This window comes from Streptomyces solicamelliae, from assembly GCF_045348655.1.
In the GTDB taxonomy this organism is placed as follows: Bacteria; Actinomycetota; Actinomycetes; order Streptomycetales; family Streptomycetaceae; genus Streptomyces; species Streptomyces solicamelliae.
Genome location: NZ_CP160404.1, coordinates 1,636,628 through 1,649,655, shown reverse-complemented (window position 1 = coordinate 1,649,655; position 13,028 = coordinate 1,636,628). Strand labels below are relative to the sequence as shown.

The following is a 13,028-nucleotide window of genomic DNA, read 5'->3' as shown; positions in this document are numbered from 1 at the left end:
GTCAGCGCGGTGTCGTCCACTCCAGACGGGTCCGTACCCGGGAGTCCTGGACGAACTCCAGGGCCGCGAGGGCCGTGTCGCGGGCCGGGCTTTCCGGGGGTTCCGTGGCCAGGAGGCGGACCAGGGCCTCCACCGCTCGCGGGTCCTGGCGGATCGCCAGCCCGCGGGCGGCCTCCGCGGCCGTGTCCGTGTCGGAGTCCGCGAGCCGTGCCGCGAGCGCCTCGCGGACCGCCGGCGCGTCGCCCGGCGTCTCCGCGAGCGCCAGCGTCGCCCAGTCCCGCACCCCCGCGTCCGCGTCGCGGCTCAGCGCCACCAGCGCGTCCACCGACCGCGCGTCGCCCTCCGGCACCAGCCCCGTCGCCGCCACGGCGACCCGGCGGCGCACCTCCGGCTCCGGGTGGCCGGCGTGCCGCAGGATCTCCGGCAGCGCGGCCGGGTCCCCGAACTGGCCGAGCCCCGCCACCACCGCCTGCACCAGCGCACCGTCCCGCGCCTCCCGGGACAGCTCCCGCAGCAGCGGCAGCGCCCGCGGCGCGAAGTCCTTCAACTGCCCGAGCACGCCGGCCCCGAACGCCTGCCGCAGCTCGTCCCCCAGCCCGCAGTACGCGGCGGCCGCCCGGTACGTCTCCTCGTCGCCGCGCCGCCACAGCGCGGCCACCGACTCCGTCCAGTCGTCGAGCTCCGGGTCCCCGCACCGCAGCGCCCGGTCCGCGAGCTCCTCGAAGGGGGTGCGGAAGCCCAGCTCGCTCTCCAGGAGCGTGACGATCGCCGCGTGCCCGGTCTGCTGCTCGTTGCCCGCGCCCGGCGTGCCGTCCTCCCGCAGCAGTTCGACGACGACGGTGATCCCGCCGTCCTCCGGGATCCGCCGCACCACCGTCTCGTGCCCGGGCCCGTACGTCTCCGCCAGCGCGTTCCGCAGCCCCGCCTCGACGTCCGCGCCCAGCCACCGCCGCGCCTCGCGCAGGGCGTCCTCGACCGGGCCGGCGCCGAAGCCGAGCAGGGCGCGCACACAGCCGGTGGAGCCGCGGCGGGCCGCCGCGATCAGCGGCGGCAGACCGTCGGGGCCGGGCAGGTTGGCGTCCGCGCCGTGCTCCAGGAGCGCCTGGACGGTGTCCGCGTGGCCCTGCCGGACCGCCCAGGCCATCGCCGTGAAGCCGTACTCCTCCTGCCGGTCCGCCACCGCGCCCGCCGCGAGCAGCGTCCGGACCACCTCGGTGTGCCCGCCGCAGGCGGCCCCGCACAGCGGCAGGTCGCCGCCGTCCTGTCCGCTGCCCCGCTCCGGATCCGCCCCGGCGGCCAGCAGGGTCCGGACCGCTCCGGGGCGGTTCGACACCGCGGCGAGATAGAGGAGGGTCTGCCCGTCCTCGTCGGCCGCGTCGGCGGGGGCGCCGGAGCGCAGCAGCCGTACGAGGGCGTCGTCGTCCCCCTCGTACAGGGAGTCGAACAGATCGTTCATACACCGACCATCCCCCGCAAAGCCCCCGTTCGCCAAATCAGCCCGGCGACCGGTCCTACGGCTCGCAGTCCAGGACCGTCCGGCACAGCCCGCAGCGCGCCCGGACCCGCCGTCCGGCCGCCGGGATCCGGATCCGCTGCCGGCAGGTCGGGCAGGGGAACGAGACCCGCAGCGAGGGCCCGGTGCCCTCGAAGGAGTACGGCGCGTCGGGCGCGGCGAGGCCGTGCCGGCGCGCCTTGGCGTACCGGTGCCGGCGGGTCAGGCCCGCGCCCGCGAGCGGCGGCCGGCGGGCCTCGCGCCGCGCCCGGTCGCGGCCGCGGGCGTACGCCTCGTACCCCTGCGGACTGGTGAACCAGGGGGAGGGGTCCTCGTCGAAGACCTCGGCCCGCAGGGCGAGGACGTAGCCGAACTCCTCGGGCGTGAGATAGCCCAGCTTCTGGCTGGTCAGCTCGTCCTCGCGGAACGCGTCGAGCAGCAGCCAGCCCGCGCCGAGGTAGGTCGTCACGGTGTCGGTGAGCAGTTCGTTGTCGCGCCGGCCGGGGAACGCGAGGGCGAGCCGGTGCAGCAGCACATGGGTGATCTCGTGGGCGAGGGCCGCGCCGATGTCCCGGCGGTGCCGCCGGAACCGGTCGTTGAGTTCGACGAAGTACTCCGGTCCCGCGGCCAGTTCGACGGCGGCCGCGTGCTCCATGGCCCGGAAGCTCACGACCATCCGCGCCTCGGGCAGCCGCAGGTGCCGGACGAGGGTGCGGGCGACGCGCTGCGCGCCCAGATGGAGGTCCTCGTCGTCGCCGAGGGCCACGTCCTCCGGGGCGACGCTCGTCCCGTAGGTGCGCACGCCGTCCGCGGACAGGCGCTTGTAGAGCGCGGTGATCGCGCCGTGCACCGTGTCGAGGTGCGGGAACCCGTGCACGACCTCGTTACCGTTCGCCACGACCGGCCGCCCCCTCCGCGTGTCCGCTCCCCGTCTTCCACTGTACGTCCGTCCCGCGCCCTCCCCGTGGCCGAAAACGCGGCCTTGTGAGCCTCGCGCGCCGCTCCGCACAATCGGACCGCGACTTGACGGGCTCATGCCATTCGTGGGTCCCCGCCGAGCCGTGCAGCGAACAACCCCCCACGAAAGGCAGTCAGTTGAAGAACACGCTTGTGCGATTCCTGAAGAGAACGGTCGCGGCCGGCGCGGTCCTCCTCGCGGCCGTCAGCCTCCAGCCCAGCACCGCCAGCGCCGCGCCCGCGCCGGTCGTCGGCGGCACCCGGGCGGCCCAGGGCGAGTTCCCCTGGATGATCCGGCTCTCCATGGGCTGCGGCGGCTCGCTGCTGACCCCGCAGGTCGTCCTCACCGCCGCCCACTGCGTGAACGGCTCCGGCCCGAACACCGGCATCACCGCCACGGCCGGCGTCGTCGACCTGCAGAGCAGCAGCGCGATCAAGGTCAAGTCCACCAAGGTCCTCCAGGCCCCCGGCTACAACGGGACGGGCAAGGACTGGGCCCTGATCAAGCTCGCCTCGCCGATCACCTCGGTGCCCACCCTGAAGATCGCCGAGACCACCGCGTACAACAACGGCACGTTCACCGTCGCCGGCTGGGGCGCCACCCGCGAGGGCGGCGCGCAGCAGCGGTACCTGCGCAAGGCCACCGTGCCGTTCGTCTCCGACGCCACCTGCAAGAGCGCCTACAGCGAACTCGTCGCCGGCGAGGAGATCTGCGCCGGCTACAACGAGGGCGGCGTCGACACCTGCCAGGGCGACTCCGGCGGCCCCATGTTCCGCCGCGACAACGCCGGCGCCTGGATCCAGGTCGGCATCGTGAGCTGGGGCTACGGCTGCGCCCGCCCCGGCTACCCCGGGGTCTACACCGAGGTCTCCACCTTCGCCTCCGCCATCAAGTCGGCCGCGGCGACGCTGTAAAGAGCACCGTCCGGGGGCGGGCCGCCGCGAGCCGGCCCGCCCCCGGGCACGTCACGCCAACCGCACACCGGCGCCCGCCGGGCCCTCCAGCTCCAGGACCCACACCTCGTTCACGCCCTCCCGCAGCACCGGGCCCGGGACGTACAGGGAGAGCTGGGGACCCGTGGACCAGTAGCGGCCCAGGCAGAAGCCGTTGACCCAGACGAAGCCGCGCGTCCAGCCGGGGAGCGTCAGGTCCGCGTCGCCCGCTCCGGCGACCTCGACCGGCAGCCGGTACAGCCCCGGCCCGGCGTCCCCGCCCGCCGCCGCCCCGGCGTCCGCGCCCGCCGCCGCCCCGGCGTCCGAGCCCGCCGCCGCGAACGGGAGCTTCGCGACCGCCTCCGGCACGAAGGCGTCCAGGCGGAGCGCCCGCGCCCGTACGCCGTGCAGGTACTGCCGCTCGTGCCGCAGCCCGCCGGTGATCCCCTTCGGCTCCGCCAGCCGCGGCCCGTAGTTGACCCGGCCCAGCGACTCCACCCACAGCTCCACCGTCGCCGGCCCGGCCACCGGCTCCGGCAGCACCGCCTCCTCCGTGTCGAGCACGCCCGCGCGGAGCCCGTCCACGTACACCACCGCCCGGTCCCGCAGCCCCGACACCGCCAGCGGGTACGGCTGCCGCGGCCCCGGCACCCCGACCCGGTAGCGGACCAGGCCCCGGTCCACGCCCAGCTCCTCGAACGTCGGCGGCAGCGGCGCGCACCGCTCCTCGTCGCCCAGCCCCTCCAGGACCTCCGGCAGCGGCAGCCATGCGCCGACCGCCCCCGACACCGGCGCCGCCAGCCGCGCCGGCGGCTCCGGCACCTCGGGCAGCGGCCCGTCCGCGTACTCCGCGAGCACCTCGCGGAACCGCCGGAACTTCTCCGTCGGCCGCCCCCGCTCGTCCACCGGCGCGTCGTAGTCGTACGAGGTCACCGTCGCCCGCAGCGCCCCGTCGTGCGCCTCGCCCGCCCGGTTCGCGCCCGCCCGGCCGCCGAAGTTCGTGCCGCCGTGCGCCATGTAGACGTTCACCGACGCCCCGCACTCCAGGATCTCCCGCAGCGCCGCCGCCGCGTCCGCCGCGTCCCGCACCGTGTGCTCCGTGCCCCAGTGGTCGAACCAGCCGCACCAGAACTCCATGCACATCAGCGGCCCGCGCGGCTGATGCCGCCGCAGCACCCCGAACGCCTCCCGCGCCCCCGAACCGAAGTTCGCCGTGGCCAGGACGCCCGGCACCGACCCGCCCGTCAGCATGTGGTCCTCCGGCCCGTCCGAGGTGAACAGCGGCACCGTCACCCCGCACTCGACCAGCAGGTCCGCGATCCGCCGCAGATACCCCGCGTCACTGCCGTAGCTGCCGTACTCGTTCTCCACCTGCACCAGCACCACCGGCCCGCCCCGGTCGACCTGCCGCCCGACCACCTGCGGCAGCAGCCGCCGGAACCAGCCGTCCACCGGCCCCAGGAACCCCGGATCGTCCGTCCGCACCCGCCGCCCCAGCAGCCCGGTCAGCCAGTGCGGCAGCCCGCCGTTCTCCCACTCCGCGCAGATGTACGGACCGGGCCGCACGATCGCCCACAGCCCCGCCCGCTCCACCGCGTCCAGGAACCGGCCCAGCGCGGCCACGTCGCCGTACCGCCCCGGCTCCGGCTCGTACAGGTTCCACGGCACGTACGTCTCCACGCAGTTGAGCCCCATCGCGCGAAGCATCCCGAGCCGGTGCTCCCACTGGCCCTCGTGCACCCGGAAGTAGTGCAGCGCCCCCGACAGCAGCCGCACCGGCCGCCCGTCCAGCAGAAAATCCGTCTCACCCACCGCGAACTCGCTCATGGGCCCACCTTCGCCCTCTGGCGGAGGACGGGTCCATGGACAAAGATCGTCGCTGTTTGGACGTACCGGCGGCCGCACGACGAGCGGGAGGGCGCGGATGTACCACACCTGGATGCGCTACTTCACGCCCGGCCCGGTCCACCACCGGCTCGGCCTCGTCTGCCTCGGCGTCGGGCTCCAGCACGGCGCCCTGCCCACCGTCGGCCCCCGCACCCTCGACCACCACGTCGCCGTCGTCGTCAGCGCCGGCAGCGGCTGGTACCGCACCCCTGACGGCCGCCGCACCACCGTCACCGCGCCCGCGCTGCTCTGGCTCACCCCCGGCGTCCCGCACCACTACTCCGCCGACCCCGGTACCGGCTGGGACGAGGCGTTCGTCGACTTCACCGGACCGGCCACCGCCACGTACACCGAACTCGGCTGCATCGAGCCCGAGCGCCCCGTCGTCCCGCTCTCCGACGCCGGCGGTCCGCGCGCCGTCGTCGGCCGCATCGCCCGCGCCGCCCGGCGCGGCAACCCGCTCCTGGAGGTGGAGACCGCCGCCGCCGTCCACGAGCTCCTCGTCGCGCTGCGCCGGGCCCGCGCCGACACCAACGCCGAGGGCGACCCCGTCCTCACCGTCCTCGCCCGGGACGCCTTCCAGCCGCTGTCCGTCGCCGAGCACGCCGCCCGGCAGGGCATGACCCCCGCCGAGCTGCGCACCGCCGTGCGGCGGGCCGCCGGCTGCAGCCCGAAGGACTACCTGCTGACCATCCGGCTCGGCCGGGCGAAGGAACTCCTCGCCGCCACCGAACTGCCCGTCGCCGCGGTCGCCCGCCGCGTGGGCTACGACGACCCGGCGTACTTCTCCCGGCTGTTCACCCGGCGCGTCGGCATCGCCCCGGTCCGCTTCCGTGAGCAGCAAGGACGTGCGGTGCCGGGTGGCTGGAGCGACCGGATCCCGGATCCCGAACACCCTCCGACGATCGCCGGGTGATCGGGCTAGGCTCGCTGCCCATGAGCGACATCGACGAGTCCGTACGAGCCGAGCTGACCCGGCTGCGCGAGAGCATCGACAACATCGACGCCGCGGTCGTGCACATGCTCGCCGAGCGCTTCAAGTGCACCCAGCAGGTGGGCGTCCTCAAGGCGCAGCACCAGCTGCCGCCGGCCGACCCGGCCCGCGAGGCCCGGCAGATCACCCGGCTGCGGCAGCTGGCGGAGAACGCCAAACTGGATCCGGCGTTCGCCGAGAAGCTGCTGAACTTCATCATCGCGGAAGTCATCCGCCACCACGAGACGATCGCCGACGAGACGATCGCCGACGAGGCGACCGCCGACGAGACGGAGGCGGGTACGGACATGGAGGAGAAGGACTGATGGGCCGCGTCACCGTCTTCACGCTCGGAGGGACCATCTCGGCGCGGGGCGGTGACGCCACCAGGCTCAGCGGGGCCGAGGTCCTCGGCGCCGCCGCCGGCGACGACGTCGAACTGCGCGACTTCCGCCGGCTGCCCAGCTCCTCCCTCTCCCTCGCGGACCTGCACGCCCTCGCCGACGAGGTGCGCGCCACGGTCGCCGCCGGCTCCGGGGTGGTCGTCGTCCAGGGCACCGACACCCTGGAGGAGACCGCCTTCCTCCTCGACCTGCTGTGCGCGACCACGGAGCCGATCGCGGTCACCGGCGCCATGCGCCGCCCCGACCTGCCCGGCGCGGACGGCCCCGCCAACCTGGCCGCCGCGGTCGCCGTCGCCGCCGACCCCCGCTGCCGCGGACTCGGCGTCGTCGTGGTGCTCGCCGACGAGATCCATGCCGCCCGGCACGTCCGCAAGACCCACACCACCTCCGTGGCCACCTTCGGCTCGCCCGGCGCCGGCCCCCTCGGACAGGTCGTCGAGGGCGTCCCGCGGATCCTGCTCCGTCCCGCCGCCCCGGTCGCCGCCTGCCCGCTGACCCTGGACCCCGACGTACGGGTCGCCCTGGTCACCCTGTCGCTCGGCGACCGCGGCGAGCTCCTCGACGCCGTCGACGACCGCTTCGACGGACTGGTCGTCGCCGCCTTCGGCGCCGGCCACGTCCCGGCCTGGCTGGTCGAGCCCCTGGAGGCGCTGGCCGCCCGGATGCCCGTCGTCCTCGCCTCCCGCACCGGCTCCGGCGCCACCCTGTCCGAGACGTACCGCGGCCCCGGCTCCGAGTACGACGTGCTCCACCGCGGCCTCGTCCCCGCCGGCCCCCTGGACCCGCCCAAGGCCCGGCTGCTGCTGCAGACGCTGCTCTCCAGCGGCGCGAAGGGCCCGGCCGGCTACGACCGCCCGCGGATCACCGCCGCGTTCGCCCACCTGACGGGCACCGGCCTGGCCTGACGGGGGCGGCGCCTCGGCCGCCTGCTCGCCCACAGCGGAACCCGAGCCCCTGCCCCGCCGGTACGCCATCAGGCAGCATGGGCCCCATGTCCGTACTCACGCGCGACGAAGCGCAGACCCGTGCCCGGCTCCTCGACGTCCACCACTACGCCGTGGAGCTCGACCTCACCACCGGAGACGAGACCTTCGACTCCACCACCCTGATCCGGTTCACCGCCCGCACCCCCGGGGACACCTTCGTCGAGCTGAAGCCGGTCGCCCTGCGCTCGGCCACCCTGGACGGCACGCCGCTCGACCCCGCGGCCCTGACGGAGAACCGGCTGCCCCTCACGGGGCTCACCGAGGGCGAGCACGAGCTGCGGATCGACGCGTCGATGCGGTACTCCCGCACCGGCGAGGGCATGCACCGTTTCACCGACCCCACCGACGGCGAGTCGTACGTCTACACCCAGCTGTTCATGGAGGACGTGCAGCGGGTCTTCGCCGCCTTCGACCAGCCCGACCTGAAGGCCGTCTTCGAGCTGACCGTCACCGCCCCCGAGGGCTGGTCGGTGCTCACCAACACCGTCACCGAGCAGCAGGAGGACGGCCGCTGGACGTCCGCGCCGACCCAGCTGCTGTCCACGTACTTCGTCGCCGTCGCCGCCGGCCCCTGGCACTCGGTCCGCACCGAGCACGCCGGCCTGCCGTTCGGCATCCACTGCCGCCGCTCCCTCGCCCCGTACCTGGACGCGGACGCCGACGAGCTCCTCGACATCACCAAGGCCCTCTTCGACCGGTACCACGAGAAGTTCACCGAGCCGTACCCCTTCGACTCGTACGACCAGGCGTTCGTCCCCGAGTTCAACGCGGGCGCGATGGAGAACCCCGGCCTGGTCACCTTCCGCGACGAGTTCGTGTACCGCTCCGCCGTCACCGACACCGAGCGGCAGACCCGCGCCATGGTGATCGCCCACGAGATGGCGCACATGTGGTTCGGCGACCTGGTCACCCTGCGCTGGTGGGACGACATCTGGCTGAACGAGTCCTTCGCCGAGTACATGGGCTACCAGACCCTCAACGAGGCCTGCTCCGACCGCTTCCCCGACACCTGGATCGACTTCGGCGTCACCCGCAAGGCCTGGGGCTCCGACGCCGACCAGCGCCCCTCCACCCACCCCGTCGCCCCCGACCCGGACGCCGTCCCCGACACCGCCTCCGCGCTGCTCAACTTCGACGGCATCTCGTACGCGAAGGGCGCCTCCGCGCTGCGGCAGCTCGTCGCGTGGCTGGGCGAGAAGGACTTCCTCGCCGGCATCAACACCCACTTCCAGCGGCACAGGTTCGGCAACGCCACCCTCGCCGACTTCATCGACAACCTCGCCTCCGCCACCGACCGCGACGTCCACGGCTGGGCCGAGCAGTGGCTGCGCACGACGGGCGTCGACAAGCTGACCCCCCGCATCACCGGCGAGGGCCAGCACCTGCGGCTCGCCGTCGACCGGGACGGCAGCCGCCCGCACCGGATCGCCGTCGAGATCTACGACCGCGACGCCTCCGCCGCACTCGTGCTGCGCGAACGGCGCGAGCTCGACGTCCCGCAGCAGGAACCGGCCGAACTGACCGGCCCGCACCCGGCACTCGTGCTGCTCAACGGCGAGGACCTCACCTACGCCAAGGTCCGCTTCGACGAGACGTCCCTCGAGACGGTGCTGCGCTCCCTCTCCCGGATCCCGAACGCGCTGACCCGCGCCGTCGTCTGGAACGCGCTGCGCGACATGGTCCGCGACGGCGAACTGGAGCCCGTCGCCTATCTGGAGACCGCCCTCGCGCACCTGCCGGAGGAGACCGAACTCGCCGTCGTCCAAGGCGTGCTCGGCTTCGCCCGCACCTATGTCGCCGACCGCTACGTCACCGCAGAGGACCGCCCCGCCGCCCTCGGCACGATCCACGCGATCGCCCGCGACCTGCTGCGCCGCACCGAGGACGGCGACTCGCCGGGCCTGCGCCTGACGGCCGTGCGCACGCTCATCGACAGCGCCACCACGCCCGACAAGATCGCCTCCTGGCTCGACGAGGGCACCGTCCACGGAGGCCCCGAGCTCGACCCCGAACTGCGCTGGCGCATCCTCGCCCGGCTCGCCGTCCTCGGCGCGACCGACGAGGCCGCCGTCGAGGCCGAACTCGCCCGCGACCCCTCCGCCTCCGGCCAGGAGGGCGCGGCCCGCTGCCGCGCCTCCCTGCCGACGGCCGAGGCCAAGGAGGCGGCCTGGGCGTCGATGTTCACCTCGGACGACCTGTCGAACTACCTGTTCACGGCCACGGCCCACGGCTTCTGGCAACCGGAGCAGTCCGACCTGACGGCGGAGTACGTCACCCGCTTCTACGAGGACGCCCCCGCCCTGGCCGGCCGCCGCGGCCCCGCCATCGCCGAGGCCGCCGGCCGCTACGCCTTCCCGGCGTTCGCGATCGACGCGGACTCCCTGGCGAAGGGCGAGGCGAGCCTGACCGACCCCACCCTCACTCCCGCCCTCCACCGCAAGCTCGTCGACCAACTCGACGACCTGGCACGGGCCCTGAAGGTCAGGGGGTAGCACCCTCTACCCCGACGTCGGGTCCGGGCACAAGACCCAGTCCCTCGTTCGGGTTGCCCGGCCGCGGATCGCGGCAGGGCAACCCGAACGTACGGACACGCTGTCGTCCATGCGTGCCGAACCCCCGCTCCCACCCCTGGCCGGAGGCACCCCCGGCCCCGACGCCCTGCGTCCGCTCCTGGACACCGTCCTCGACGCCCTGCGTTCCGGCGCGGCCGAACGCGGCGGCCCACTGCCCGCGGGGGGACCGGACGGCGTCGCCCGGCGCGTACGGGACGCCCTGCCGAACCCCCTCCCGGAGCACGGCGCCGGCGCCGGCGAGGCGCTGCGGCTCCTGGTCCACACCCTGGCCGCCGGCGCCGCCGACCCCGCCGACCCGCTCTGCGTCGCGCACCTGCACACCCCGCCCCTCGCACTCGCCGTCGCCGCCGATCTCGCCGCGTCCGCGCTCAACCCGTCGATGGACTCGTGGGACCAGGCCCCCGCCGCCTCCGCGCTGGAAGCGCTGGTCACCGCCGCCCTCGCCGCCGAGGTCCACCCGGGCGCGCCGAGCCCCGACGCGCTCGTCACCAGCGGCGGCACCGAGTCCAACCAGCTCGCCCTGCTCCTCGCCCGGGAACGCCACGGCTCCGTCCGCGCGGTCGTCGGGGCCAACGCCCACCACTCCTTCGCCCGCGCCGCCTGGCTCCTCGGCCTGCCCGAGCCCGTCGTCGTGCCCACCCCCAACGGCACCATCGACCCCGTGGCCCTCGACGAGGCCCTGACCGACCTCACCGGCCCGCTCCTCGTCGCCGCCACCGCCGGCACCACCGACACCGGCAGCATCGACCCGCTCGCTCAGGTCGCCGACCTGTGCGACGCCCACGGCGCCGAACTCCACGTCGACGCGGCCTACGGCGGCCCGGTCCTGTTCAGCACCGCCCACCGCCACCTCCTCGCCGGACTCGACCGGGCCCGCAGCGTCACCCTCGACCTGCACAAGCTCGGCTGGCAGCCGGCCGCCGCCGGCCTGCTCGCCGTCCGCGACGCCGCCGACCTCGCGCCACTCGCCCACACCGCCGAGTACCTCAACGCCGACGACGACACCGACGCCGGACTGCCCGACCTCCTCGGCCGCTCCCTGCGCACCACCCGCCGCCCCGACGTGCTCAAGACCGCCGTCACCCTGCTCGCCCTCGGCCGCACCGGCCTCGGCGCGCTCGTCGACGCCTGCATGGCGCAGGCCCGGCTCCTCGCCGACCTGGTCGAGAAGACCCCTGCCCTGGAGCTGTACGCCCGCCCCACCCTCACCACCGTCCTGCTCCGGCCCGTGGCCGCCACGGACGACGCCGTCGCCGCGATCCGCCGCGACCTCCTCGCCGACGGCCGCGCCGTCCTCGGCCGGGCCCGCGCCGACGGCCGGCTCTGGCTCAAGGCCACCCTGCTCGACCCCCACACCGCCCCCGGCGACCTGGAAGAGATCCTCACCCTCGTGGAAGGCAGTACCGACCGATGACGGCCAGCACCCCCCGGAACGCCCACGAACACCCCCACGATCTGGTGGGCGTCGGCATCGGCCCGTTCAACCTCTCCCTCGCCGCCCTCGCCGACGGCGTGCCCGGCGGCCTCGACGCCGTGTTCTTCGAGCAGCGGCCGGACTTCCAGTGGCACCCGGGGCTGCTCATCGACGGCGCGACGCTCCAAGTCCCGTTCCTCGCCGATCTGGTGACCCTCGTCGACCCGGCCAGCCCCTGGTCGTTCCTCAGCTATCTGCGCGCGCTGGACCGGCTGTTCCCGTTCTACTTCGCCGAGACCTTCCACATCCAGCGGGCCGAGTACGACGCCTACTGCCGCTGGGCCGCCACCCGTCTCCCCGGCCTGCACTTCGGCCATCAGGTCGACGCGGTCCGCTGGAACCCCGAACGCGCCCTGTTCGAGATCGACCACACGCAGCTCGACGCGTCCGGCGAGGCCGAGGCCCTGGGCCGCGCGTACGCCCGCAACGTGGTCCTCGGCGTCGGCACCGAGCCGTACGTCCCCGAACCCCTGCGCCCCCTCGCCGACGCCCCCGGCGTCCCCGTGCTGCACTCCGCCGAGTACCTAGACCACCGCGAGCTGCTGACCCGCGCCGAGCACGTCACCGTCATCGGCTCCGGCCAGTCCGGCGCCGAGATCTTCCTCGACCTGCTGCGCGCCCGCCCCACCGGCGCGGAGAAGCTCCACTGGCTCACCCGCACCGAGGCGTTCGCCCCCATGGAGTACTCCAAACTGGGCCTGGAGCACTTCACCCCCGACTACACCCGCTACTTCCACGCCCTGCCCGAGCCGGTCCGCAACGACCTCGTGCCGCGCCAGTGGCAGCTCCACAAGGGCATCGACACCGACACCCTCGCCGCCGTCCACGAGGAGCTCTACCGCCGTACCCTGCACGGCGGCTGGCCCGACGCGGTCATCACCCCCGGCGTCCGGGTCCGCACCGCCGGCCGGGTCGCCGCCGGCAAGGTCGAGCTGCACCTGGAGCACCTGCAGCAGGGCCGCCGCTCCCGGCTCACCACCGACGCCGTCGTTCTCGCCACCGGCTACCGCGAGCGCTCCGTCGCGCGCATGCTCACCGGCCTCGCCCCGTACCTGCGGCACGACTCCGCCGGCCGGCCGCGCATCGACCGGGAGTACCGGCTCGTCCTCGACGAGTCCGTCACCGGGAGCGTGTACGTGCAGAACGCCGAGAAGCACACGCACGGCGTCGGCGCACCCGACCTCGGCCTCGCCGCCTGGCGCAGCGCCACCATCCTCAACGCGATCACCGGCAAGGAGCCCTACCCGCTGCCCCGCCGCACCGCGTTCACCCGCTTCGGCCTGGACGAGCGAGAGGCGCCGCGCATCCCGGCCAGGAGCCCGGAGCTGACGCCTCTCGCACAGGACTGA

Annotated in this window: 10 protein-coding genes; 7 read left to right on the top strand and 3 right to left on the bottom strand. The window is 74.7% G+C overall.

Features of this window, described 5'->3' with window-relative positions:
* Position 1: 1 nt before the first annotated feature.
* Both ABZO31_RS07625 and ABZO31_RS07620 read right to left on the bottom strand, forming a co-directional pair.
* Positions 2-1,456: an ankyrin repeat domain-containing protein gene (locus ABZO31_RS07625; protein ID WP_406860328.1), complete on the bottom strand. Its 1,455-nt coding sequence runs from the start codon at positions 1,454-1,456 to the stop codon at positions 2-4.
* A 55-nt stretch (positions 1,457-1,511) separates the two neighbouring features.
* On the bottom strand, positions 1,512-2,390 hold the full coding sequence (locus tag ABZO31_RS07620) for a hypothetical protein (RefSeq protein ID WP_406860327.1): 879 nt from the start codon (positions 2,388-2,390) through the stop codon (positions 1,512-1,514).
* A gap of 212 nt (positions 2,391-2,602) precedes the next feature.
* Here ABZO31_RS07620 and ABZO31_RS07615 point away from each other — a divergent pair, with 212 nt between their 5' ends.
* Positions 2,603-3,364, top strand: a complete 762-nt coding sequence (locus tag ABZO31_RS07615) for a S1 family peptidase (RefSeq protein WP_406860326.1) — start codon at positions 2,603-2,605, stop codon at positions 3,362-3,364.
* Between the two features lie 51 nt (positions 3,365-3,415).
* On the opposite strand, the gene ABZO31_RS07610 is transcribed toward ABZO31_RS07615, so the two are convergent.
* Positions 3,416-5,209, bottom strand: a complete 1,794-nt coding sequence (locus ABZO31_RS07610) for a glycoside hydrolase family 35 protein (RefSeq protein WP_406860324.1) — start codon at positions 5,207-5,209, stop codon at positions 3,416-3,418.
* Positions 5,210-5,306: 97 nt separating this feature from the next.
* Between ABZO31_RS07610 and ABZO31_RS07605 the strand changes: the two genes are divergently transcribed.
* From ABZO31_RS07605 to ABZO31_RS07580, 6 genes are all read left to right on the top strand, one after another.
* The gene (locus ABZO31_RS07605; protein WP_406860323.1) at positions 5,307-6,185 is read left to right on the top strand and encodes a helix-turn-helix domain-containing protein; all 879 of its coding nucleotides are present in this window, start codon (positions 5,307-5,309) and stop codon (positions 6,183-6,185) included.
* A 20-nt stretch (positions 6,186-6,205) separates the two neighbouring features.
* Positions 6,206-6,568, top strand: a complete 363-nt coding sequence (locus tag ABZO31_RS07600) for a chorismate mutase (RefSeq protein WP_406860321.1) — start codon at positions 6,206-6,208, stop codon at positions 6,566-6,568.
* Positions 6,568-7,551 (top strand): asparaginase, encoded by a 984-nt coding sequence (locus ABZO31_RS07595; RefSeq protein WP_406860320.1) that lies wholly within the window; start codon positions 6,568-6,570, stop codon positions 7,549-7,551. The genes ABZO31_RS07600 and ABZO31_RS07595 overlap by 1 nt, the downstream gene beginning before the upstream one ends.
* 86 nt (positions 7,552-7,637) lie before the next feature.
* Positions 7,638-10,124, top strand: coding sequence for an aminopeptidase N (pepN, locus tag ABZO31_RS07590; RefSeq protein WP_406860319.1), 2,487 nt, complete (start codon positions 7,638-7,640; stop codon positions 10,122-10,124).
* Positions 10,125-10,233: 109 nt separating this feature from the next.
* A complete protein-coding gene (locus ABZO31_RS07585; protein WP_406860317.1) occupies positions 10,234-11,619 on the top strand; it encodes a pyridoxal phosphate-dependent decarboxylase family protein in 1,386 nt (461 codons plus the stop codon).
* Positions 11,616-13,028, top strand: a complete 1,413-nt coding sequence (locus tag ABZO31_RS07580) for a lysine N(6)-hydroxylase/L-ornithine N(5)-oxygenase family protein (RefSeq protein WP_406860316.1) — start codon at positions 11,616-11,618, stop codon at positions 13,026-13,028. Before ABZO31_RS07585 ends, ABZO31_RS07580 begins: the two co-directional genes overlap by 4 nt.

Coding starts and splice junctions, on each gene's coding strand:
- ABZO31_RS07625 (WP_406860328.1), bottom strand. CDS start 1,456: ATGAACGATCTGTTCGACTCCCTGTACGAGGGGGACGACGACGCCCTC.
- ABZO31_RS07610 (WP_406860324.1), bottom strand. CDS start 5,209: ATGAGCGAGTTCGCGGTGGGTGAGACGGATTTTCTGCTGGACGGGCGG.
- ABZO31_RS07605 (WP_406860323.1), top strand. CDS start 5,307: ATGTACCACACCTGGATGCGCTACTTCACGCCCGGCCCGGTCCACCAC.
- ABZO31_RS07600 (WP_406860321.1), top strand. CDS start 6,206: ATGAGCGACATCGACGAGTCCGTACGAGCCGAGCTGACCCGGCTGCGC.
- ABZO31_RS07595 (WP_406860320.1), top strand. CDS start 6,568: ATGGGCCGCGTCACCGTCTTCACGCTCGGAGGGACCATCTCGGCGCGG.
- pepN (WP_406860319.1), top strand. CDS start 7,638: ATGTCCGTACTCACGCGCGACGAAGCGCAGACCCGTGCCCGGCTCCTC.
- ABZO31_RS07585 (WP_406860317.1), top strand. CDS start 10,234: ATGCGTGCCGAACCCCCGCTCCCACCCCTGGCCGGAGGCACCCCCGGC.
- ABZO31_RS07580 (WP_406860316.1), top strand. CDS start 11,616: ATGACGGCCAGCACCCCCCGGAACGCCCACGAACACCCCCACGATCTG.